Raw genomic sequence first — 23,951 nt, 5'->3', positions numbered from 1 at the left:
AATAGTTGTCTCGCAGAATTTATAGCGCCGCTGCAATCTCGGCAGCAAGGCGAGCGTTGTTAAACACCAGCTGGATATTACTTGCTAAGCTGTCTCCACCTGTTAGTTCCGCTACCCGTGCCAGCAAGAATGGTGTGGACTCTTTACCGGCCACACCTTGTTCTTCCATTTCCGCTAATGCTTGATTAATGGCTGCATCTATAGCGGCTTTATCCATCGCAAATTCTTCAGGAATCGGGTTGGCGATAATCGCCCCACCGTGCAGCTGCATTTCCCATTTTGCCTTGATGAAATCTGCAATATCGCCAGCAGATTGCATATTATAATCCACCGTCTGATCACTTTCACGAGTATAAAAAGCAGGCAGTACATCTGTTTTATAGCCCAATACTGGCACGCCTTGCGTTTCCAAATATTCGCGTGTAAGCGCAAGGTCCAGAATCGATTTCGCCCCAGCACAAACAACCGCCACATCGGTTTTTGCTAGCTCTTGTAAATCCGCTGAAATATCAAATGTTTGTTGCGCGCCACGGTGCACACCACCAATGCCACCCGTAGCAAACACTTTAATACCCGCCATTGCCGCAATAATCATTGTCGCTGCAACCGTCGTTGCACCGTGTTGTTTTTGTGCGACAACAAGGGGTAAATCACGGCGTGAGCATTTGGTCACAGACAAGCCAGCTTTCGCTAAGGTGTCAATTTCGTCATTGCTTAGTCCCGCTTTCAGGCGACCATCAATGATCGCGATAGTCGCAGGAACGGCGCCATTATCACGGATGATTTGCTCTACTTTCTTGGCCGTTTCGGCATTTTGTGGCCACGGCATACCATGAGAAATAATGGTGCTTTCTAAGGCGACAACAGGTTTTCCTGCTGCAATGGCGGCGGCTACATCTGGGTTGATATCTAGGTATTGGTTCATAGTTTTTCTATCCATTGGGTGACATGTTGAATGGTAAGTTCTGGGTGATTGGCGTAAGGGCTTTCTAGTGTCATAGCGGCACAAGCTAATGCAAAAGACAAAGACTGGTCGAGATTTTTATTTTGCTGACGAGCGCTTAAATAGCCGGCCAATAATGCATCACCTGCGCCACTGTCGCTGACAGGGCAGCTCGGGTAACAAGCTTTACGTTGGCACTCGGTTGCGCTGAAAAATAAAACGCCTTCACTGCCTAAACTGAGTAATACTTCTTCTACGCCAGTATCAAGTATGGCTTTTGCAAGTTTTTCTGGGTCTGTTTCGTCGCAATCTAGAATGGCTCTGGCTTCGTCTTGATTGACTTTTAATAGTGCTAGTTGCGGTAAAATAGAGCGTAAGCGAGGTGCTTTTGCTGTGGATACCGCATCGGCAATGAAGCGAGTTGTTAGTGTTTGCTGTGCTAACCAAGAGATCACTTCGGCAGATAAATTAGCATCGACGATAATGCGATAAGCGCTCTGTAATAAAGACTGCTTACTGCTTAGTTTTTGCTGGTCTAATGTGTCAATGATACGCATATCGGCAATGGCCGCTTGCAGTTCACCATTGTCATTATTGATGGCTAAATATGTGCCTGTAGGTAAGGTATCAAGGCGCAGTACGTGATGCGTGTCGACACCGCTTAAGCGGGTTTGCTCAATGAGCCAGTCACCGCGCTGATCTAATCCAATAGGGGCAACCAGATGTACATTTTCTCCGAGCCGAGCCAAGTTCTCAGCGATATTACGGCCGACGCCTCCAGGGCTTTGGTTGATGGTTCCTGGGTTCGAATCATAGGGAGTTAAGTCAGTACTGCTGCGACCATGGATGTCGACATTGGCACCACCTATAACAACGTATGTGTTTTGTTCGGCGAGTAGGTAGCCTTTTCCTAGAATATACCCTTGTCGAGTGAGTTGCATGATGTGGCCAGCAACGGATTCTCTACTCATATTGAGTCGATCTGCAAGAGCTTGCTGCGATGCCAAAGGGTCGAGCTTGATGGCTTCGTATACGCGATAAGTTTGGTCTTTCATAAGGCTTATAACAGAAGTTTAAATAAATAACATATGTTATGATGAATAAATATACAAGAGCTTTGGGCTGATATGGTAAAAAAATGTTATAACCCCTATTATTGATTGCCACCTTATTGAGTTTTTGTCTCGTCAGCTGGCCACTTAAGGGCAGTATTAAAGAGGTTTTATAGTGTTAAAAAGCTTTCAAGCACGACTCATTATGTTTGTCTTAGTGTTGCTTGCATTGGTCCAGCTAGGAACAGCGTTAGCTGTTTTATCGTCGTTAAAAGAAGATAACTATAAACAGGGTGTTCATTCTATTGATGTATCACGCAACGTCTTTGATTTGTTTTTAGAAGCTCGTGCCGAACAGTTAACCAAGGGCGTTGAGATTTTGACTTCTGACTTTGGTTTTAAACAAGCAGTCGCAACCAGAGAAACGGGTACGATTCGTTCGGTGCTGCAAAACCATGGTGGCCGTATCAATGCGGATATCTCTCTTCTTGTTTCCCCGCAAGGTGAACTCATTACTGCTACCCAAGAACTGAGTATTAGTAATGCCATTGCGGAACTTGTCTTTGCTGCTCGCCGTTCTGGTGGTTCATCCATCAGTACCATGATTGCCTTTGATAATCGTGCTTATCAGTTGGTTTTAGTGCCGATTAAAGCTCCCAACGTGGTGGCATGGGTTGGTATGGCTTTTTTGCTGGACCAAGCCTTGGCTGAGCAGATTAAAAATGTAACGGGATTAGATATCAGCTTTGTCTATGAAGTGGATGATGAACACACTCTTGCTGGTGGATCGACCCTTCCATTAGACGAAAAAGAACGGTTACTGAAGGATATTGGAAACGTTGAAAGTATTCTCAAATCCCCCGTCTTTTCTAGTGATGAAAAGTATTTATCTCTTGGTGTGGATCTTGGTATGCCAAATCAATGGGGCATTATCCATTTGCCTTATGGCCCTTGGTTAGAAAGTTATCGCGACACACGTAATCAACTGATATTGATTTTTACTGGTGCCTTAGCTTTGGCCTTGTTTTTTGGTATCGCGTTGGCCCGAAATATGACGAAGCCGATCGGTCGTTTGGTAGATTACGCCCAACAAATTGGCTTGGGTGGAACGAAAGATAAAGTGAGTGCGCCGGATGTCGGTGGCGAGTTTGGTGTTTTGTCTCATACCATGAAAACGATGCAGGACTCTATCATCAGTAGGGAAGAAGAACTCAACTATCGGGCCTCCCATGATCAGCTGACAGGGTTATTCAATCAGAGTGCGGTAGAGCAGTATTTAAGCGACACCTTACCCAAAGAACAGGGAGGTTTAGTGCTGGTTAACATTCGTCACTTTAAAGATATCAATAATATGCTGGGTTTTGATGTCGGCAACTTGTTGTTATCAAAAGTGGCGGAGCGTCTTCAAGCGTGGGGACATGATGCCAAGAAGCTAGCAAGATTGAATGCAGATAAGTTTTTGCTGATTTTTGATCGCTCCATTACTCAGCAAGATTGTAGTGATTTAAAAGGCTTTTTTAATAACGAATTTGAGGTCGAAAAAGGTTCGGGTATTCGCTTAGATATCAGCATAGCCGTGCTTCCTTTTGAGCACGCTACGACAACGGTAAATAGTGCCATGCGACGTTTAGACATCGTTGCCGATGAAGCGCGTGAATCAAGTGATTTATGTGTTTTTTATGAAGTGGGTCAGGATGAAAACCATCGCCGTCAGCTGACAATTATTCGAGATCTACCGGCTGCGCTAGAAGGCGGTCAATTGTTTGTTGTTTATCAGCCCAAGGTTGGTTTAGCAGGTGATGATTGCCACGAAGCCGAAGCGCTAATTCGTTGGATTCATCCAGAGCTTGGTTTCCTTCCTCCCGATGAGTTTATTTCTTTGTTAGAACACGCCGGTAGCATCCAGCAGTTAACTAAGTGGGTGCTTAATACGGTTTTGTCTCAACTAAGCAAGTGGTGGACACAAGGGCATGAAATACGTGTTGCCGTGAACTTATCAGCCCATGACTTGTTAGATGATCAGTTGCCATTTATTGTCTCTGAAGCCTTGCAGGCGAATCGTTTACCGACTCGTGCACTGGCATTAGAAGTGACAGAAAGTGCGGTGATGAAAGACCGAGCGAAAGTTATTAATGTCTTGAAAGCATTTCAAAAAATGGGCATTCATCTTGCTATTGATGACTTTGGTACTGGGCAATCATCTTTATCTTACCTACGCGAATTGCCAGTTAATGAAGTGAAAATAGACCGAGCCTTTATTCAATATATTGATACGAATAAAGGGGATGAATTTATTACTAAGGCGACGATTGAACTGTCTCAGAGTTTAGGTTTTAAAGTGACTGCAGAAGGCGCAGAAAATGCCGCTGGCGTGGCGCTTTTAAGGCAGTATCATTGTGATAAAATACAAGGCTATTTTTTCTCTAAGCCTTTGGTTGCAGAAGAGTTTTTTAAATGGCGTGAGACATTTCATTCGCGTTAATCTCTAACCAATCTTACACGCTGTTAATGTGAGGTTTATTCCAATATGTTGCTTTTGATACGGATGACATTGCTATTATTGTTGGTGGTAGGCGTAACCCTTCTGGGGATTGTGTTTTGCCTGCTTACCTTATGGTCAAAAAATCGCGTGTACTATTTGGGCCGTGTGTTTGCAAAAGTCGGCCCTTTGTTTGGATTGTCGGTCGAAGGTCGAGTGGCTGAATCTGCAAAAAATATCCCCCAAGCTGTTTACGTGGCAAACCATCAGAATAATTTTGATTTGTTTACCTTAGCTGTCGTCGTACCCAAAGGGGTGGTTACCGTGGGCAAAACTAGCTTGCGATGGATTCCTTTCTTTGGTGCTTTGTATTGGGCCAGTGGTAATTTTTTGATCAACCGAGAGGATCGTAAGCAGGCGATAGCTACCATTGATCAGATCGTCTCTAGCATGAAAAAGACAGGCTTATCTATTTGGATGTTTCCAGAAGGCACTCGCAGCCGCGGACGTGGTTGGTTGCCGTTTAAACGCGGTGCTTTTCACGCTGCGGTTCAAGCGGGCGTCCCCGTTATTCCTGTTGTGTGCAGCAGTACGCATGGACAAATTGGTTTGAATCGTTGGAATAATGGCAAGGTGATCGTTGAAATGCTGCCACCAATTGATACAAGCGGCATGCATGAAACCGATGTGGTGAACTTATTAAAATCCTGTGAAGAGCAAATGCATAAAACTCAGCAGAGTTTGGATCAGGAATTGCTCAATCATTAACGTGAGTCTGGGGTTTTACTAAAACTCTTATCTGAATTCAGTGCTTTTTCTAACACTTGCTGTAAATCTTGCTTGCTTGGGAGAGAGTCAGACAAGGTCTGGTTTTCCCATTCTGGATGTTGCTGAGCCTGTTTCCAATAAGGTTTTATTTGATCAATAAGTTCATCGTCTTGGGTTTGGTTCGCCAGCTCGTAGGCTTGCTGTGAAGCGTGACCACGTTGATGCAAATGCCGGATGGCAGTCAAACCTCGAAGACACAGCAGAGTCAGTGTCGCTTTATCAAGACACAAATAATAACGCTTGGTGAATTTACTTTTTAGCGTGTCTTTATAATGTTGGCCTGTTTTCCATGTGGCACCTAAAATAGCACCAATCGTTGTTGCTGTGCCTAGCGTTAACCCTGCAGACATGACATCAATGCCCGCGCCAATCGCCGCACCCGTTAAGGCGCTGGTACTGGTTTCAACGCCCCATTCTTTTAGCGTTTCAGCATCAAAAATGTCTTGTTGCCAGCGGTCATTTTTAATGGCGAGCGGGGTGGCTTTTAAGTCTTCTGCTTGGAACTCATAAAGTCGCAGCAAGTTTTTAATGTAGCGACTTTCTAGAGCGCGTACTTTTTCTTCGAAAACGGAGGATTCCTCAGGCTTTGGTGGGTAACTTGAACATTCAAGACGAGTGCTCGCCGCTTTTAGTATTAATTCTGACAATTGGTTAGCCGCCATTGTCTGGCGAAGTTGTGCCGCTTCTTCTCGGGATTCGATAAGGTGTTTAATTGCGTCATACTTTTCTGGCATGAGGCTTTGAATGCTTTGATACAGACGTTTTTCATCCTCGAAATAAAACGCCACCGTGTCGTATTTTATCACCGCATGCAAATGGCGTTCTGCTAAGACTTTGCGCCAAGCTTCTAAATGTGCGCTGGGTGATGCACTAAAGTTTAAAATAGGAATAATGGGTTTGTTTGCACTGGCCAGTAACGCCAGTTCATCTAAATATTTACCCAGAGGGGCTTGGCGAATGTCTATCACGTATAAAATGATATCGGCTTGGGTTAATTGCTTAAGAATTTTTGCTTCTTGTTCAAACTCATCCTGCGCAAAGTGGCTTTCACAAAATGGCTTTAACCAATCGGCTCCTTGATATGAGCTAAAGGTGTCTGAATGGCGAATTTGCCAAAGGCCAATGGAATCTTCAAAGCCGGGTGTATCGGTTAAGGTAATAATGGCTTCTTGGCCAATATTGATCTTCACGCTTTCTACATGACGAGTGGTTCCAGCTCTATCGCTGACTTCGCCAAAGTCTTGTTTACGCAACAGGGTGCGGATCAATGAGGTTTTGCCTGTGTTTGCGTGGCCAACGACCAAGAGAGATATCGACACGGCTTAGTCCTTCTGCTTGAGTTGGGTAGAGTAAATGTGCGCTTCTTTGGCTAGGCGTTGCCAATCTTCAATAAATTTAGCCTGGCCTTGATCAGCAATGACCATGGTTAAAGCTGAATACACCTTGCTGACTTGGGTGAAAAATCGTCGTGTGCCACGATCTGGACTTTGCTCTGCATTGACCAAAATATACATAGTCTCGTCATTCGCAGAAGCAAGAAACCGATCTTGTTCTTCTCGACCATTTAATAAGGAAACAGAGCGAGCTGCGTGTAGATAATCCGGTCGCGCCTGGCTCCATTCAAACAAGGCCCAATGTTGTGAAAAAGCATCTTCTGCTAGTGTGTTGCTATTTGTGTCATTTGCAGGAGCCGACGAACCAGAGCGATGATGATCGGCATCTAAGATATTTCGGCTTTGCTTTTCTTGTTGTCGGTAACGATTCTGAATAATTTTCTCTTGTGTACTGAGTGGCTGAGCCGCTCGTTTGAGGTGATACATGGCCAAACAGGCGATGGTAAAAATCACCCTTGGTAAGACGCCGTAAAGGAAAATACTCGCGAGCAGGAAATTTGCCCAGTGTTGTCGAGTGGATGCCGTTTGTGAAACAAGATCGACACGGCTAGCGAGAATGTCCACTTGGTTTGGAAGGGCAATACCAAACCATTGTGGAATAGCGCTGAGCGTTTGCGTCAGCTGTACAAAGGCGTCGTCGCTTAATAGCGTGGTTTCCCAGACAAAGTTTACCTGATTGGTAAGTAGTAATAACAACGTCATGATCCAGCCTGCGAATAAATAACAACCCCAGGCACCATGAGAAATACTGCTGATTAACCATTTATTCGAGTGAGCGGGGCATTGCCAATGGATGTAAGCAGTACTCACGTCCGTGTTGATATGTGAGTGCTTACTTATTTTCCGATTTAAGAAAATCAGCAGGCTTAATAGCATGCCTTTGCTTTCAGTTTGCTGTTTCATGGTTGCCATCATGGTGACAAACCAAACGATAAAGTTCAGCGCATGGAAGCCTAATAGAATAATAAACAGCCAGAAAATATTGACCTGATTCGATTGGCTGGTGGCAAAGGCGGGCGGTACCGCCATTAAACCTAACAACAAAGAAACGATCAGCAAACCTAAAATTGCACGATTAAAGTATTGCTTTAGCTGTGTAAATTGAGCCAAGTAGCTAGTAGATTTAGGATATGTTTCTAGCTCTTTTAGTGCACTAGGTAGATCATTTGCGTGAGCTGACAAGCGAAACTCTGTATGAGTTTCTAGCCAAGCTGCTAGGGCAAGTTTTGCGTTAAGTGTTGGGAAAGTCATGTTATCGCGTTGCTCTTTTCATAGATTCGTATGCACTCCATTGTCCTCTTTATTACTTTGTTTTACTTGATGTTATTGATAAAGGCAAAGGTCAGTCACCTATCTTTAATTAAGTCTAATGTTAATGTTGTTGAGCTATATCAACAGGATAGTATTTATAAGTTAGTAAATGCAGTCTAAATGTAGGTAATTGTTAACCTCGATTGATTCCTCGGGCACAGTCAACCTAATATAAGGATATATTATGTAGGCACAGTGATTGTTGTTGGAGACAAAGTTATGCGTTTAAATTCTATTAGGGTGAAGAGCTCTTTGCCCGTACTTGTGATGAGCCTTACCTTTATTGCTGCTTTAGCTTCAATGGTATATATCATTAGTCAGCTAAGCGATGCTCTTAATGCGCAGGCTGACTCTTACGGAAAAGCCTCTGCAGTTATTCTGAATGCGGATAGAGATCTTTATCAGGCTAAGCTTGCTGAGCAGCGCCTTGTCGTAGGTGTTGGTAAGCGTGATGACGAAGAAAAGGATCGTGTTGAAAATGCCCAACAAGTAAAAGATCGTTTTAACCTTTTCCGTCAGTACCTGTCTGCAGAGCCTCAAGTCTATAAGTCTTTAGGGGACTTTGATAAAGCCTTTACTACTTGGTTAAACTCTTCTAATGCCTTTGTCGCACTAGACAAAGACGCACCGACTTTCAAAGCAGCAGAGCAAAAAGCCAATGCAGACTTTAGCGCTTTAAGGGGCATTCTTGATAAAGCGGGTGAAGCGGTAAATAACCATGCGGAAATGTCTAAAAAAGCCGTAATAGAAGAGGAAAAAGCTTTTGAGAAAATGGCGATTGTTGTTGTGGTTATCGGTTTGGTAATAGCTGCTTGGTTCAGCTACAAAACACCTAAAACGCTTACTAATCAAGTACGTTACTTAGGACAGCGTATTCGTGAAATATCGGAAGGTGATGGTGATTTAACTCAACGTATCGAGTTTTCTACTAAAGATGAACTGGGTGACTTAGCCAATGAATTTAACGACTTTATAGAGCGTCTAAGAAGCATCATCGGCAGTATTCATAAGCAGTCTGACTCCTTGGGGGAAATGACAGAACAGCTTAATAGTGTTGCTACTCAGACGTCTGGAATCACCACAGCATTGGCAAATGCATCCTCCTCTATTGTGAGCGCAGGCCATGAAATGGATATGTCTAATCAGCAAATGGCAACAGTGGCACGTGATACTGCAGACGAAGCGAAAAACTCTAACAGTTTGACGCAAAATGGTATGTCAGCCGTCAATAAATCTCAGCATGCAATTACCACACTAGTGGCTGATATCGAGATTGCTCTGGGTCGTTCTGGCGAGCTAGAGAAAAGCTCGGAAAGTATTGCGTCGGTATTAGAGGTGATTCGTAACATTGCAGAACAGACCAACTTGTTGGCATTGAACGCAGCCATTGAGGCTGCTCGTGCCGGTGAGCAAGGGCGTGGTTTTGCTGTGGTTGCGGATGAAGTTCGCACCTTAGCAACGCGTACCCAAGACAGTACCAATGAAATCGAAGGCATGATTGAGCAGCTAAAAATCAATGTGGCTGAATCTTCTAAAGCGATACAAAACAGCCGCGACAATGCAGGTTCTACCGTGGAGAATTTTGGTGAAGTAACCAGCGTTTTCAATAGTTTGCAGGAATCCTTCGCGAAAGTTCAGGAAATGGCGGCACAAACGGCACAAGCAACGCAGGAGCAATCCATTGTTGCTAACGACATCAATCAAAATATGGTGTCACTAAAGGATCAGACGGACTCTGTCCAGTCGGTATCTAATCTTATACAACAACAGTCAAAAGATATTACTAAGTTGTATAAAGCACTGGATCAACAGGTAGGGAGCTTTAAGGTTTAACCAAGCGCAGCCTTAGTATTGTTAAAACCGCTTATTGAAAAATAGGCGGTTTTTTTCGTTTATAGTCCAAGATAAGTCGTTTAAGACATTCTTGTTAATGGCAATGGTGCTGCCGTTTTTACAGAGCGAATGGCAAAATGACTTTGAATGTCTTTCACATGAGGTAAAGACTGTAGGGCTTTTAGAATACGCTCGTAGTCTTGTAAATCCACCGCGACCACTTCTAACCGATAATCTGCAATGCCAGAGACTAAGTGCGCGCTGATGATGTCTTCCATTTCTAAAATCGCTTGCTCAAACACGATGTGTTTGTCGTCTGCATGGCTTTTTAAGCGTACCTCGACAAATACCGTCATCGAGAATCCAGCTTTTTGGCGATCAATCCGTGCGTTATAGCCTTCGATCACGCCAGTGTCTTCAAGTTGTTTAACGCGACGTAAACAAGGCGAGGGTGATAAATGAATTTCCTCCGCTAAAGCAACGTTGGTTAGGCGTCCATCAGATTGCAAATGGGAAAGAATATCTCGGTCTGTTTTGTCCATATTGGCACACTCAGTCATTTATAGGTTTTAATTGGGTGTTATATGCTAAAAAATATCCTTTATTAAGGGTAAATAGCAAGGACATGCTCGGGAGTGAGGGTCGATAATAAGATGATCGATTTCCCACGAGGTAGTTATGCCCCAAACAGCGACACAAAACACATCATCCATATCGGCTGAAGAGCCACCAAAATACAAACAATACGCCACAGGTTGGGGTTTTCGTCTTGGTTTATTGGCTGCCTTTGTGAGTATTTTGATTTGGGCGTCTTGGTTGGTGAGTATGCGAGCTGGCATGATAAATACCTTGACGGCGTTTGATCTAGGCGTTTTGCGTTTCTCTCCACCAGCCTTATTGTTGCTTCCTTTTTTGTGGCGCGGTAGGGCGCAAGTCAAAGCGGTTTCTCCGATACTTTTGTTGGGTATTGTCTGTGGTGCCGGTTTGCCGTTTTTTTATCTCAGTGCGACAGGTTTGAAATACGCGCCAGCGTCTCATGCAGGTTTATTGATTCTTGGTGCCTTTCCTTTCTTTGTTACCTTGCTGGCTGTGCTTTTCTATCAAGAAAAAGTCAGCCGTGAACGCAAGATTGGTTTGAGTTTGGTTTGCATTGGCGTGATTGTTTTACTCAGCTTGTCATTGCTCACCGCGCCAGAAAACACCTGGAAAGGGGATTTATTATTGCTGGGGGCGAGCTTCTTCTGGGCTGTGTATACCGTCAGTTTGCGGATTGCTGGCTTACCGCCTTTGGTCTCAACCGCCTTGATGGGCTTGGTCTCCTTGATCGCGCTGGCTTTCTTATGGGCAACTGGGTTGGCCTCTAGCGGTTTGGCTGAGGCTTCTTGGGACATGCTGGCAGGACAAATCCTTGTACAAAGCCTACTGGTTGGTTTAATGACGGGATTCTCCTATGGCTACGCCATCCAAAAACTCGGTGCGGAAAACATGGCCGCCATCGGCGCCTTCACACCAGTACTCGCGGCACTCATCGCCATCCCCGTACTTGGCGAACATCTAGAAGGCTACTCCATCGCCGGACTCACCTTTGTTAGCATTGGTGTGGTTATCGCCAGTGGAATTTTTAAGAAGCGGTAGTTTTGTTGGTCTGACCAGACTTCTTTAACCGGAAATACTCAACCCTGTTTGCCAATGGTAAGCAGGGTTTTGTTTTTTATAGAGATTTTTATTTTCCTCGAAGTCATAGCTATTTATTTTAAGGGTTATTGGAGTTATTGTTCGTTTGGTTCAAAAAATAACCTATTGGAATTTTTGAAAACAAGCTCAGCTCAACTAGTTCATTAGTGGCTTTAGCAGCTTTAGCAGAGGTACGATCAATGAAATACCCAATTGTATTACATACCGACAATGGCGTTAGTTATGGCGTGACAGTGCCAGATGTGCCCGGCTGTTTTTCTGCTGGCGATACATTTGATGAAGCACTAGAAATGGCCGAAGAAGCAATCTTTTCTCACCTTGAACTCTTATTAGAAGATGGTGAAGACATTCCGACCGCAAGCCCAATCGCTACTCATAAAGAGAACCCAGACTTCGCTGATGGCGTGTGGGCGGTTGTGAATATAGATATCACGCCATTGCTGGGTAAAAGCGAGAAAATTAACGTGACCTTGCCGCATTTGCTCATTACCAAAATCGATAAAATGGTGGCCGCGAATCCGAAATACAAATCGCGTTCTGGGTTCTTGGCGGAAGCATCTAAGAAAGTTTTACAGCTAAGTTAAATGACTAAAAGGAGATCAACAGAAGTGAGTCATGTTCTGATTATAGGTAATGGGTTTGATTTAAATTTAAGGTTGAAAACCAGTTATCGAGATTTCATCGGTTCTACGTTTTTTACTAGAAACTTAGTGGATAGTAGTCTGCCGTTGTTTAAACACTTGGAAAAAATGGATAAAACCAACTGGATTGATATAGAGAAAGAGTTGGAAAGTTATTCTAAGAGTGAAGTTGAGACTTATGCTTTTTTATTGGAGTACAAGAAGCTATGTGAAGAGCTTAAATCCTATATAAAATCTATTAAACTTGAAGATGTGGATCAAAGCTCACATGCGTATCGGTTACTAGATAATATTAAAGGAGAGCAGTTCTTGATACTTAATTTCAACTATACAAATTCAGTTGAAGTTATTTTGAATAACTTAGGTGTGCCTAAGTACAAGATTGATAAATCAATTATTCATGTGCATGGAAGTGTTAAACAGGACGACATTATTTTCGGAGTCGATGATGATGCTTGTATAAATAACGAACACTCATTTTTAAGAAAAACCAGTAGTTCGCTTTATGATGGTGAGCAAGTTATGCAAGCGCTTAATGATTTTGAAAGCTTGTCAATATTTGGGCACTCTCTAGGTGAGTCAGACCATATGTACTTCAAATGCTTTCAAGATTTAGCTATAGGAAGGCAATCTCGAGCTAGAAACCAACGGGAAAGCCTAAATCTTTATTACTATGATGAGATGGCTAAATATCAGTTATTGTCACAAATTTATACATTAAGTGGACGCCAAATGGGGCAACTAAAAGATAACTTAGCATCATTTAAAGAGATAGATGTGTCGAAATAAAAAAGCCGCTCCAATGGAAACGGCTCTTTTATTTTCTAGGCGAAGTTGAACGAATTAAGCATCAATACGTTTGTATTTGATACGAGTTGGTGTGGCTTCGTTGCCGGTACGTTGTTTGTAGTCGGCTTCGTATTCTGCGTAATTACCTTCGAAGAAGACGGCTTTAGAATCGCCTTCGTACGCTAGGATGTGTGTCGCGATACGGTCTAGGAACCAACGGTCATGGGAAATAACAATCGCGGCGCCTGGGAAGGCCAATAGGGCGTCTTCCAGTGCACGTAAAGTTTCTACGTCAAGGTCGTTGGTCGGCTCATCCAGTAGCAATACGTTGCCGCCTTCTTTAAGCAGTTTGGCAAGGTGCAAACGGTTACGCTCACCACCAGACAAGTGCTTAACCAATTTTTGTTGATCTGACCCTTTGAAGTTAAAGCGACCAATGTAAGCACGAGACGGCACTTTGTAGTTGTGAACCGTGATCATGTCTTGGCCGTCGGCGATCTCTTCGAAGACGGTTTTGTCACCGTCGAGTTCACGCATTTGGTCAACGTAAGCAAGCTGAACGGTTTCGCCTATGGTGACGGTACCTGAATCAGGTTGCTCGATGCCGGCGATCATTTTGAATAGGGTAGATTTACCTGCACCGTTACCACCAACAACACCGACGATAGCGCCTTGTGGCACAACCATGTTGAAGTCTTCTAGTAGCATCTTGTGTTCGAAGCTTTTGCTAACGCCTTCGATTTCGATGACTTTAGAACCAAGGCGTGGTCCCGGTGGAATGTACAATTCGTTGGTTTCGTTACGATCTTGGAACTCTTGCGAGTTCATTTCTTCGAAGCGAGCCAAACGGGCTTTGGATTTAGACTGACGACCTTTGGCGTTTTGGCGAACCCACTCAAGTTCCGATTTAATGGCTTTTTGGTGAGAGGCTTGTTGCTTCGCTTCGGTTTGTAGACGCGCGTCTTTTTGCTCTAACCAAGAAGAGTAGTTGCCTTCGTATGGAATACCATGGCCACGGTCAAGTTCCAGAATCCAGCCAGCGGCGTTGTCTAGGAAGTAACGGTCATGGGTAATCGCCACAACAGTGCCTGGGTAATCTTTTAGGAAGCGCTCTAGCCAAGCAACGGATTCCGCATCCAAATGGTTTGTTGGCTCGTCTAGAAGGATCATATCTGGCTTGTTAAGCAATAGACGACATAAGGCAACACGACGACGCTCACCACCAGAAAGATGTTCTACTTTTGCATCCCAATGAGGCAGACGTAGTGCGTCGGCAGCAACTTCAAGAGCACGCTCTAGATTGTGGCCTTCTTTTGCTTCGATCAAGGCTTCAAGTTGGCCTTGTTCTTTTGCTAGGGCATCAAAGTCTGCGTCTGGCTCTGCGTATTCTGCGTAAACTGCATCCAAACGTGCCATGGCTTCGATAACGTCAGTGAAGGCTTCTTCAACGATGCCGCGCACGTTCTTTTCTGGATCAAGATGCGGCTCTTGCTCCAAGTAGCCGATTTTGATGCCCGGCATTGGACGTGCTTCACCATTATGCTCGGTATCAACACCCGCCATAATGCGAAGTAGAGTCGATTTACCAGAACCGTTAAGACCCAATACACCGATCTTAGCGCCAGGGAAGAATGAAAGAGAAATATCTTTTAGAATCTCACGTTTTGGGGGAACAACTTTCCCAACGCGGTTCATGCTGTATACAAACTGAGCCATAAAGAGTCAACTTATCCTGTTATTGAAGACCCTTGAACGAGTGTCATCGTGCAAGGGTTTCGTTAAAACGCTCCACGGGATTGCTAGAAAGGTCTAGCAAGTCGATGGAGAGCCAAATGCAATTAGTGAGGTAAGGATAGCACAGGGGATGATTGGGAAAAATACAGAGGTGAGTAAGAACCGCTATTTATTGTGGCGGTTCTTACTGCGCTTTTTTTACTAAGATGGTTTAGAGCTTAAAGTTTGATAAATCACTGTTAATGCTGGAGCTAAGAGAGTCGAGCTGATCACTCAGCTGTTCGATACTTGCTGCATTGTCGGTAATCACAATGGTGGCATTATTAATGATCAGCACTTTGTCGCTAACTTCAGATGCCACAGAGCTTTGTTCTTCTGTGGCGGTTGCTACTTGGGCGTTCATATCATTGATGACCACAATGTCCTGAATAATATCGTCTAGAGCGGTGATGGCGCCACCGGATTCATCAATGGTCTTTTGCAGCGTTGCGCTGGTGGATTGCATTAGCTTACTAGCGCCTTCCGAAGCGGACTGCAAATTGTTAATGATGCCTTCAATTTCTGTGGTTGAATCTTGAGTTCGTTGCGCTAATGAACGCACTTCATCGGCGACGACCGCGAAGCCGCGGCCCTGCTCGCCAGCACGTGCGGCTTCTATCGCGGCGTTCAGTGCCAGCAAGTTGGTTTGTTCTGCAACGCCTTTGATGACATCCAATACCGTATTGATTTGCGCACTTTGGTCTTTCAATTCAATGATTTTGTCAGACGTTGAATTAATTTCTTGGCCTAAGTTGTGAATATCATTGATGGTGTTTTTGACAATGGTATTGCCTTTGAGCGCCAGCTCGTTACAGCGTTGGGTTTTATCGGCCGTTTCGTTTGCGTTTCTAGCGACTTCTTGAGTGGCTGATGACATTTCGTTAAGTGCAGTAGCAACTTGTTCAATTTCTAACAACTGTTGCTCAGTGGACTTGGTGTTTTCATTAGCATTGGACTTTATACTTTGAGAACAATTTGATAGCTCGTTATTTGAATTAACAATTTTTTGTACCAAGGTATGAAGATTGGAAATGAAAGTATCAAAACCATGGGCCAGCGCACCCACTTCATCTTTACTCTGAATGTTTAGGCGTCTTGTTAAGTCACCGCCACCTTGTGCGATTTCAGCCATGGCGCTAGCAACCACTTTGATTGGGTTTACGACATAGCGAGTTAAAACGAACCAGTTGGTTACTTGTAGCACCAGCAATAAAATCACACCGATTAACAAAAACATAATCTGTATGGATGAAAGTAATTCTGCATTACTGTCCATTCGGTAGGTCACTTCAAGATGACCAATGACGCTTTTGTCACTCCAAACGATATCTATAGTATCGACACGTAAGTCCTTGGAGTCTGCTTTGGTACTTTGATCATCTTTCGCTGTACCTAGTAGCTTATCTCTTTGATCATACGCTTTGATGCCGTCAACAAAAGGGAGATTCATAAACGAGGACATGATGCGCTCAATAAGACCCGAATCATAAGAAAATATCGGCTCTTGCAGCGCAATCGATAAGGTGTTGTTTAAACCTTTTATTTGTTTGTTTAATGCTTCTTCAAAATGATTTTTTGCCAACATGTAACTACTGGAAAAAATAATCACCATCACGAGTAGTGAGGCTGTAGAAAGGAAAAGCATGGATTTCTGTTTGATTGAATTCATTTCTATCTCGTATCGTTGCTTTGGGAGTAAGGAATATGCCGTTAAATAGTTGGTTTAAAGGTTGTCTAAATCTAACCAAAATTCTTTGCGGTCAAAGGGCGTATCTGGATGCATGGTGGCATTTTTGATACGAATGACTGTACGTTGCTTTAAGTTGGCTTGCTCTAACACATCTTTAATCATCGGATGATTGAAGAAGAGTTTGTTATAGCTGCCATCAGCGATAGCCATTTCAAAGCCTTTGTAAATTTTGTCGTGCAACGTTTTGTTGGATTTTTCGACATAGAAATATTGCGCGAATGGGTAAATCAGCATGAGATGTTTTTCAATGGCTAAGTTCAGCTCCGGACGAGATTTTACTTCTACCCAAGGTTCATGAAGCGCTCTGGGGAAGTAGTCGAAACGGCCGCCTTCTAGCATCAAAAATAAGTTAGGGTATTTCATCGTAGTGACCGTCGGGATGTCGGCTAATTTCATTACCTTTGTGTCACCCCAAAGTTTGCCTAAGCCAGCATCGAGTTTCTTTAAATCTTCCAAAGAATGTATTTGGTTGAATTTTTCTTGGTCACTGGCGCGAATAATAAAGATTCGGTGTCCGAGCAGCCCTTTCAGTGCGGGAATTCGGATTGGGAGCATTTTATCTTCGTAAGTGGAGGTGGAGCCTCCCCACATTACATCGAGTTTTTTGGATTCGACGGCACCAATGGCTCGAGCTGTGTTTAGCTCTTGGTCGTTTTGAACGAAGGTAGTGTCAGGGTCAACCTTACTCATAACGAGCTTAAGGACATTAAACATAAGCGCTTCTTTTTCACCTACCACTTTGTTGACGTGGATGGTTTCGGCGCTTATTGAATAAAGGGAATGAAGCATCAGAGCTATCACTCCGATATATCTCAATATAATCACGTGATCTTATTTCCTTATTATTTTTTACATAAAATTACAATACTCTCAATCTTATGTCTTATAGCTTTTCTATTTCAAGTTAAACTTTTGATTCCTTCGTAATTAATTACTCTATGAGGTTAATGGCTTAGTAGAATAAGAAGAGCCGCACCAGCAAAAACGAAAATCGCACCAATCCATGCGCCAAATGCAGGACGTTGACCTGTGGTAATCCACAAGCCCGGCAGAATGAGTACAGGAACAACCGCAGACAGCGTGGTGACTATGCCCACATTAGCGTTGCCGACGCCCCAGACTAGGACGCTCATGCCGATTACCATACCAATGGTTGCGAGGGCCGCTATACCTATAAAATCAGAGCGAGTAAGTAACGCAAATGGAATCGCGTCGGCAGGTTGTTTGTGTCGATAGTACAAACCGTATGCTAGCGCTAGAGCGAAAGCGGCCGTGCCAACTCGCAATGCGGAGACGGCAATCGGATCGGCACCATCAATTAAAGCGGGTTTGCTAAGCAAGGCACCACTGGCCTGACCAAGCGCTGCGCCAAGAGCAAGCAAAATTCCAATGCTTAATTTGCCTTTAGTTTGCTCCCAAGCGTGAAGACTGACTCTACGGCCAAATAGAATAGCGATCACTACACCCATAAGCACTAAACCGCAGGCAAAGAGTTGATTAAAAGAAAGGTTTTCCCCTAAAAATAGCCAACCCAATAGAATCGACATGGGCGCGTTGGTAGCGAACAGAACCCCTGTGCGTCGAGGGCCAAGGCGATGAACCGCGGTAAACAACATGGTATCGCCAATGAAAATCCCCAACAGCCCAGACAGCATGACGATCTCAGCGTGTTGCCACAAAGTTGCATTGAAGCGTTGAGTGATTAAGCAAATGGCTAACAGAATCGAACTGGCAATCACAATACGAAAGGTATTAAAGCGCATGGTACCAAAGCGTTGGATCAAGTTTGGCGCCATCAGGCTCGAAATAGTCCAACACAAGGCGGCAATTAAGCCCGATAATTCTGCGAACGGCATATAAATCCTTATAAAATCATTCACTCTTATATAGAAGAATGATGCAAGCGCACACAGTCGCTTTGTAGCTATATTATGGCGGGGTTGGTATGATTTCACCCATCACGCGATGGCCTAGTCTAAGGCATTCTTACACCAAATTAGCGATATTGGAAGCACTATGCGATGCCCTTTTTGTGGAACTCAAGATACTAAAGTAGTGGATTCTCGATTGGTTTCTGAAGGCGCACAAGTGCGTCGCCGTCGTACCTGTAGTCATTGCCAAGAGCGTTTTACCACCTTTGAAGTGGCTGAATTGCAAATGCCAAAACTGATCAAAAGTGATGGCAGTCGAGAGGCATTCGATGAAGACAAGTTACGCAACGGGATAATTAAAGCCATTGAAAAACGTCCTGTTAGCATTGAAGCGGTAGAAACTGCGATCACCCGAATTAAAGAAAAAATGCAAGCGACTGGTGAGCGAGAATTACCGTCTCGTTGGACTGGTGAAGCGGTAATGGAAGAATTGAAGCGTCTTGATCAAGTGGCCTATGTGCGTTTTGCTTCTGTGTACCGAAGCTTCAAAGACATTAGCGAGTTCCGCGAGGAAATAGATCGTCTAGAAAACCACAGCATCTCTGTCCCAGAGTCGAAAAAAACTGCCCCAGAATTTAAAAAAGAAGATAAAGCATGACCGTTTACAACCACGAACATTGGATGGCGAAAGCCATTCAATTAGCGAAAAAAGGCCGCTATACGACTCATCCAAACCCACGTGTTGGTTGTGTATTAGTTAAAGATCAACAAATCATTGGGCAAGGCTTTCATGTAAAAGCCGGAGAAGGCCATGCGGAAGTCAATGCCTTGGCGGATGCGAACCAAGACGCTGTTGGCGCAACGGCTTATGTCACCTTGGAACCTTGCAGTCACCAAGGCAAAACGCCGCCTTGTGCCGATGCCTTAATTAAAGCGGGCGTTGCGTGTGTTGTTTACGGCATGCAAGATCCGAATCCTGAAGTGTCTGGCAATGGTCTGGCGAAAATCAAAAAAGCCGGTATCGAAGTAATTGGGCCAGTTTTAGAAGCGGAATGCGAAGCGCTTAACCCTGGTTTTATTAAGCGTATGCGAGAAGGTCTTCCTTATGTGCGAGTGAAGCTTGCCATGAGCATGGATGGCCGCACAGCAATGGAATCTGGCGAGAGTCAGTGGATTACTGATTCCGCTGCGCGTCTTGATGTACAGCGTTTGCGTGCGCAAAGTGATGCTATTGTGACGGGGATTGGCTCGGTGTTGGCAGACAACCCAAGCATGACAGTGCGTATCGACAATGATGACCAAGAAGCCGATCCGAAAAGCGTGCGTCAGCCGATTCGTGTTATTATGGATACGGCTTTGTCGATTCTTCCTGAAGCGAAAATCCTTTACCCTGGCAATCAAGCTTGGATGTTTTCGGTAGAAGAAGAGGTGGAAGCTGAGCATGTAGAAGTGCTCACTAAAAAAGGCGTGACGGTGCGCTTTGCCCCACGCGGTGAAGATGGTCGTCTCGACTTATTGGACGCGATGGAGCAACTTGCTGATGCAGGCATCAACGAAGTTTTATTAGAGGCAGGCGCGGAATTGGCTGGTGGCTTTTTGGAAGCCGGTTTGATCGACGAAATTGTTGTCTACATGGCGCCGAAACTATTGGGCTCCAGCGCACGTCCGTTATTCAAATTGCCTCTAGAGGCGATGGACGAAGCCGTTGATCTCACCCTTAAATCGGTTCGCCAAGTTGGTCAAGATGTACGTTTGGTTTATTTGCCAAAATACCTAGATGAAGATTTCGAAGGCGATTTTGACGAATAGTCAAAAGCTGAGTCATTGCTTTTTCAGGCTTTTTTTCAGAAAAGCCTGAAAATTGTTTTTTCTTACCAATATTTCGCCAACTTTGCCGAGAAACCTAGAATAAATGTTGCTATAATCGCCGCCTAAGACAACCCATATATTCGTACCTTTGGTCGATATGACTCAGCTGCTGTCTAAAGGCAGTAGCTAATATAGCTCTTTAACAACCAAGGGTACTTTCAAACAGACCAAAGCGTCAGCCCATAAGGCGGCGTAGTCTGGACAATTGAGGCAAAAAATGAGCGAAGTGGAAACAGCAAACGACCAAACTCCAGCACCAAAACGTAAAGAGAAAAAACCTTCACGTTCGCAATTGCGCAGTGCTTCTCGTCGTTTGGCATTACAAGCGGTCTATCAATGGCAGATGAACCAATCTGCAGTGAGCGAGATCGAAACTCAATTCGTGATGAACCAAGATCAAGAAATGGATTCTTGTGACAAAGTCTACTTCCGCGAATTACTACAAGGTGTAACAGCTAGCGCCAAAAAATTGGACGCTTTGTTTGAAGAACTATTAGACCGCCCATTAAGCGAACTAGACCCAATCGAATTGGCCGTTATGCGCATTGGTGCATTTGAATTGTCTCAGCGTTTAGACGTGCCATACCGAGTTGCGATCAACGAAAGCGTAGAGCTAGCAAAAGGCTTCGGCGCGACGGAAAGCCACAAATACGTAAACGGCATTCTAGACAAACTTGCACAGCGCGTGCGCCGCGAAGAAATCGCCGCTCGTCGAGATGCGAATAAAGAGTCGAAGAAGTAATCGATAGACGATTATTTAAACGCTTTTGAAAGAATTTCTGAAAGCGTAATTAAAAGACAGCTAAGAGCCCCGTTATTACTTGTTAATAACGGGGCTTTTTTATGCGCCATGGTTTTTACTGGCTCATACCCCTGAATACTCAATTCAATTAAAACGTGTGAGATAAGCAGCAACTCTAAATATTGTCTGTGTACGTTTTTGTCGGGTCTTATCGACTGAACGATGGCATAAGATTTTGCAGTATGTGTTGAACTTAATACTGTGACTAAAGACTAATTTTATGTGTGAAGATAATTTAATGACGAGTACAAGGATATAAAATGAGCTCAGATGCCGTTTTGTTGATGGTGTATATAGTTTCTGCAATAGGTTTTTCATTTCTCTGTTCTGTGGCGGAAGCGGTGCTATTAAGTATTACGCCTTCTTATATTGAAGGGCAGAAAGAAAAAGCACCAAAATACGCTGCGCGTTTGAAGCGACTAAAGCAAGACAATATTGACCAATCTCTTGCGGCTATTTTGACACTTAATACTATTGCACATACAGCTGGGGCGATTGGCGCAGGTGCAAAAGCTACTGCAGTATTTGGCAGCGCGTGGTTTGGTTTTTTTTCGGCATGCATGACCATGGCTATTTTATTTTTATCGGAAATTGTACCAAAAACCATCGGTGCTATTTATTGGCCAAAACTGGTTGTACCGACAATGTACTTTGTGCAGGGTCTTATCGTCATTCTGTACCCTATTGTATGGATTTCAGAAAAGCTGACTAAGCTGATAGCACACGGAAAAGAGATACAGCATTTTAACCGAGATGAATTTATTGCTATGGCAGAGCTTGGCAAAGAGGGCGGGCATATTAATGATAGAGAATCTCGAATCCTCGGCAATTTGTTTCGCTATGGTTCTGTGAAAGTGATGGATGTGATGACGCCTCGTATCGTTGCGTTTGTACTTTCAGAAGAAAAAACAGTGTCGGAAGTGTTTGAGCTTATTAAGAACAAGCCATTTTCACGTTTACCTGTGTATAAGTCAGGCTTTGACGATATTACCGGCTTTGTTCTTAGAGATGATATCTTATTAAGTAAAGCATCGGATCGACATGGCGAAACACTTAAGTCTTTAAGGCGTGATATTACAGCTGTTCCTGAAAAGGTGTCATTACCCATGCTATTGGATAGTTTTCTGAATGAGCGCCAGCATATTGCTTTGGTTGTCGACGAGTATGGCAGATCGAAAGGAATTGTGACTCTTGAAGATTTGGTTGAGACTTTACTTGGTGTGGAAATTATGGACGAAATGGACAGTGTTGAAAACATGCGAGTATTGGCGCGTAAAATGTGGGCGGTGCGGGCTAAAGCGCTTGGTATCGATGTTGAACGCATAGAATAGTAGAGCGCAGTTATTTATTGATAGCTGGATTATTCTTAACCCGTTATCATAGGGTATCAAGGTGGTTGTTACGCTGCCTTATCCAATATTTTTAGGATCATAATGAAAAAGAACTTTGTATTGTCTCACCCCAAAAAACCATATCAGCGCATTATTGAAGAAGCGAAAAATGAGGTTAAGCAATACATCAAAGCAGAGCGTAAAAAAGCCTTGCCTGATGGTGCGGATTTTTGGGGATTTAACTGCAAATTTGGTCAAACGGCTGATAAGGCAAGAGCTATTCATGAAGGTGATATCAATACCAACATTAGCTCGGCACAAAGCCAGCATTGGAAGACTTTTTATCTAGAAGTCATTCCAACGCCTAAACAGCGTGCTAAGCGTTCAGAAGACGAATAAAACGGCGAGTTTTTAGCCAAGGATTGACGATAAAAAAGGCAGATCTGCGTAAGTGGTCTGCCTTTTTTTGTTTCTAGCGATGGTGATATCTTTCCTATTCGCTTCTGACATCTTGCTGACAATACGGTATCCTCTTGGTCATTAAACTGGCTTGTCTTGATCGCTAGACGAATGTCTTGGTTGAGCCATTAATTAGGATAAAAGGATCTTCTGTTGAAAGAATTCGAGTTGATACAAAACATCTTTCAAGCGTCTGTGATGGCAAGCACGCAGGGACGTGGAGATCTTTTGTTGGGCATTGGTGATGATTGTGCTCAGGTGCAAGTGCCGCAAGGTCAGAGCTTGGTGTTTTCTATGGATACCTTGGTCGAAGGTCGACATTTTCCTTTCGATGCGGATCCTGTGGATATTGGTTATCGTGCGGTGGCAAGCTGCGTCAGTGACTTGGCCGCGATGGGCGCGAAACCGGCGTTTTTCACTTTGGGACTAACGCTTCCTGAATCTGATCCGCAATGGTTAGCAGGCTTGGCGCAAGGTATGGCAGAACTGGCTGAGCCGATCGGTTTGGCCTTGGTTGGCGGCGATACTACCAAAGGGCCGCTAACCATTACGCTGCAAGTGCATGGTTATGTAGAGCCAGACATGGCGGTAAAACGCAGTGGGGCAAAAGTCGGTGATGATATTTACGTCACTGGATTACTTGGCGATGCCGCAGCAGCGGTGCCGATTGTCACGGGTGAGTTGCAAGTATCGAGTGAGCGTTTTGATTATTTCTATGACCGCTTCTGGAGGCCAAAGCCAAGGCTGATAGCAGGCATGGCACTGAAGCGTGTAGTGCATGCGATGATGGATATTTCCGATGGTCTTGCTCAAGATATCCAGCATATACTTAAAGCCTCTGGCGTTGGAGCGAATATCGATGCTAATCGTGTGCCGGTTTCCTCTGAGTTAAGTCGTTGGCAGCCTGAAACAGCGGTGGCTTTGGCGTTAACGGGTGGCGATGATTACGAATTGTGTTTCACCGCACCAAAAGCACAAGCTGCTGAAATATCGTTGATTACTCAAACACTTAGCTTGCCTTGTACCAAGGTGGGGGAAATTGTCGAGAATGGTTTTGCGATTCAAAACTATGATGGCGACGTAACAGGTTGGCAACATTTTTAGGGGCCGTTACAGCGTCTACAAAATCTT

The 23,951-nt window shown here is 44.1% G+C and carries 21 protein-coding genes; 12 read left to right on the top strand and 9 right to left on the bottom strand.

Annotated elements, in window-relative coordinates:
* Positions 1 to 19: 19 nt before the first annotated feature.
* Positions 20 to 925 (bottom strand): pseudouridine-5'-phosphate glycosidase, encoded by a 906-nt coding sequence (locus KDW99_RS18510; RefSeq protein ID WP_255826790.1) that lies wholly within the window; start codon positions 923 to 925, stop codon positions 20 to 22.
* Complete coding sequence (locus KDW99_RS18505; protein WP_255826789.1) at positions 922 to 1,998, bottom strand: carbohydrate kinase; 1,077 nt, start codon at positions 1,996 to 1,998, stop codon at positions 922 to 924. The genes KDW99_RS18510 and KDW99_RS18505 overlap by 4 nt, the downstream gene beginning before the upstream one ends.
* Positions 1,999 to 2,170: 172 nt before the next feature.
* Between KDW99_RS18505 and KDW99_RS18500 the strand changes: the two genes are divergently transcribed.
* Together KDW99_RS18500 and KDW99_RS18495 are read left to right on the top strand one after the other, a co-directional pair.
* Positions 2,171 to 4,477, top strand: a complete 2,307-nt coding sequence (locus KDW99_RS18500) for an EAL domain-containing protein (protein ID WP_255826788.1) — start codon at positions 2,171 to 2,173, stop codon at positions 4,475 to 4,477.
* Between the two features lie 45 nt (positions 4,478 to 4,522).
* Positions 4,523 to 5,242: a 1-acylglycerol-3-phosphate O-acyltransferase gene (locus tag KDW99_RS18495; protein ID WP_255826786.1), complete on the top strand. Its 720-nt coding sequence runs from the start codon at positions 4,523 to 4,525 to the stop codon at positions 5,240 to 5,242.
* Here the strand turns inward: KDW99_RS18495 and KDW99_RS18490 are convergent.
* Positions 5,239 to 6,621 (bottom strand): DUF3482 domain-containing protein, encoded by a 1,383-nt coding sequence (locus tag KDW99_RS18490; RefSeq protein ID WP_255826785.1) that lies wholly within the window; start codon positions 6,619 to 6,621, stop codon positions 5,239 to 5,241. The genes KDW99_RS18495 and KDW99_RS18490 overlap by 4 nt on opposite strands.
* A gap of 3 nt (positions 6,622 to 6,624) precedes the next feature.
* Positions 6,625 to 7,947, bottom strand: coding sequence for a DUF2868 domain-containing protein (locus tag KDW99_RS18485; protein WP_255826784.1), 1,323 nt, complete (start codon positions 7,945 to 7,947; stop codon positions 6,625 to 6,627).
* 279 nt (positions 7,948 to 8,226) lie between these two features.
* On the opposite strand from KDW99_RS18485, the gene KDW99_RS18480 reads away from it, so the two are divergent.
* Positions 8,227 to 9,840: a methyl-accepting chemotaxis protein gene (locus KDW99_RS18480; protein ID WP_255826783.1), complete on the top strand. Its 1,614-nt coding sequence runs from the start codon at positions 8,227 to 8,229 to the stop codon at positions 9,838 to 9,840.
* 80 nt (positions 9,841 to 9,920) lie between these two features.
* Here the strand turns inward: KDW99_RS18480 and KDW99_RS18475 are convergent, their stop codons facing one another.
* The gene (locus KDW99_RS18475) at positions 9,921 to 10,382 is read right to left on the bottom strand and encodes an Lrp/AsnC family transcriptional regulator (RefSeq protein ID WP_255826782.1); all 462 of its coding nucleotides are present in this window, start codon (positions 10,380 to 10,382) and stop codon (positions 9,921 to 9,923) included.
* A gap of 136 nt (positions 10,383 to 10,518) precedes the next feature.
* Here KDW99_RS18475 and KDW99_RS18470 point away from each other — a divergent pair, with 136 nt between their 5' ends.
* The 3 genes from KDW99_RS18470 to KDW99_RS18460 all read left to right on the top strand — a co-directional run bounded on the left by KDW99_RS18470 (position 10,519) and on the right by KDW99_RS18460 (position 12,965).
* Entirely contained in the window at positions 10,519 to 11,475 is a 957-nt protein-coding gene (locus tag KDW99_RS18470) for a DMT family transporter (protein WP_255826781.1), read from the top strand.
* Positions 11,476 to 11,714: 239 nt separating this feature from the next.
* On the top strand, positions 11,715 to 12,119 hold the full coding sequence (locus tag KDW99_RS18465) for a type II toxin-antitoxin system HicB family antitoxin (RefSeq protein WP_255826780.1): 405 nt from the start codon (positions 11,715 to 11,717) through the stop codon (positions 12,117 to 12,119).
* A gap of 24 nt (positions 12,120 to 12,143) precedes the next feature.
* On the top strand, positions 12,144 to 12,965 hold the full coding sequence (locus KDW99_RS18460) for an AbiH family protein (protein WP_255826779.1): 822 nt from the start codon (positions 12,144 to 12,146) through the stop codon (positions 12,963 to 12,965).
* A 54-nt stretch (positions 12,966 to 13,019) separates the two neighbouring features.
* On the opposite strand, the gene ettA is transcribed toward KDW99_RS18460, so the two are convergent.
* The 4 genes from ettA to KDW99_RS18440 all read right to left on the bottom strand — a co-directional run bounded on the left by ettA (position 13,020) and on the right by KDW99_RS18440 (position 18,344).
* On the bottom strand, positions 13,020 to 14,681 hold the full coding sequence (gene ettA, locus KDW99_RS18455; protein ID WP_255826778.1) for an energy-dependent translational throttle protein EttA: 1,662 nt from the start codon (positions 14,679 to 14,681) through the stop codon (positions 13,020 to 13,022).
* A gap of 229 nt (positions 14,682 to 14,910) precedes the next feature.
* Positions 14,911 to 16,407, bottom strand: a complete 1,497-nt coding sequence (locus tag KDW99_RS18450; RefSeq protein ID WP_255826777.1) for a methyl-accepting chemotaxis protein — start codon at positions 16,405 to 16,407, stop codon at positions 14,911 to 14,913.
* 54 nt (positions 16,408 to 16,461) lie between these two features.
* The gene (locus KDW99_RS18445) at positions 16,462 to 17,202 is read right to left on the bottom strand and encodes a transporter substrate-binding domain-containing protein (protein ID WP_255826775.1); all 741 of its coding nucleotides are present in this window, start codon (positions 17,200 to 17,202) and stop codon (positions 16,462 to 16,464) included.
* 230 nt (positions 17,203 to 17,432) lie between these two features.
* The gene (locus tag KDW99_RS18440; protein WP_255826773.1) at positions 17,433 to 18,344 is read right to left on the bottom strand and encodes a DMT family transporter; all 912 of its coding nucleotides are present in this window, start codon (positions 18,342 to 18,344) and stop codon (positions 17,433 to 17,435) included.
* Positions 18,345 to 18,504: 160 nt separating this feature from the next.
* Between KDW99_RS18440 and nrdR the strand changes: the two genes are divergently transcribed.
* The 6 genes from nrdR (at position 18,505) to thiL (ending at position 23,924) form a co-directional block, all read left to right on the top strand.
* Positions 18,505 to 19,017: a transcriptional regulator NrdR gene (gene nrdR / locus KDW99_RS18435; RefSeq protein WP_255826771.1), complete on the top strand. Its 513-nt coding sequence runs from the start codon at positions 18,505 to 18,507 to the stop codon at positions 19,015 to 19,017.
* The gene (gene ribD, locus KDW99_RS18430) at positions 19,014 to 20,168 is read left to right on the top strand and encodes a bifunctional diaminohydroxyphosphoribosylaminopyrimidine deaminase/5-amino-6-(5-phosphoribosylamino)uracil reductase RibD (RefSeq protein WP_255826769.1); all 1,155 of its coding nucleotides are present in this window, start codon (positions 19,014 to 19,016) and stop codon (positions 20,166 to 20,168) included. The genes nrdR and ribD overlap by 4 nt, the downstream gene beginning before the upstream one ends.
* A gap of 277 nt (positions 20,169 to 20,445) precedes the next feature.
* Complete coding sequence (gene nusB / locus KDW99_RS18425) at positions 20,446 to 20,970, top strand: transcription antitermination factor NusB (RefSeq protein WP_255826767.1); 525 nt, start codon at positions 20,446 to 20,448, stop codon at positions 20,968 to 20,970.
* A gap of 320 nt (positions 20,971 to 21,290) precedes the next feature.
* Positions 21,291 to 22,361, top strand: coding sequence for a CNNM domain-containing protein (locus KDW99_RS18420; RefSeq protein ID WP_255826765.1), 1,071 nt, complete (start codon positions 21,291 to 21,293; stop codon positions 22,359 to 22,361).
* Positions 22,362 to 22,463: 102 nt separating this feature from the next.
* On the top strand, positions 22,464 to 22,760 hold the full coding sequence (locus KDW99_RS18415) for a DUF6172 family protein (RefSeq protein WP_255826763.1): 297 nt from the start codon (positions 22,464 to 22,466) through the stop codon (positions 22,758 to 22,760).
* A gap of 213 nt (positions 22,761 to 22,973) precedes the next feature.
* Positions 22,974 to 23,924 carry a thiamine-phosphate kinase gene (gene thiL, locus KDW99_RS18410; RefSeq protein WP_255826761.1) on the top strand — a complete coding sequence of 317 codons (951 nt, stop codon included), beginning with the start codon at positions 22,974 to 22,976 and terminating at the stop codon, positions 23,922 to 23,924.
* Positions 23,925 to 23,951: the final 27 nt, after the last annotated feature.

Origin of the sequence: Marinomonas rhizomae (assembly GCF_024397855.1) — a bacterium.
GTDB classification, from domain to species: domain Bacteria; phylum Pseudomonadota; class Gammaproteobacteria; order Pseudomonadales; family Marinomonadaceae; genus Marinomonas; species Marinomonas rhizomae_A.
Note: the sequence above shows the minus strand (reverse complement) of the source record. Positions and strands in the feature narration are given on the sequence as shown.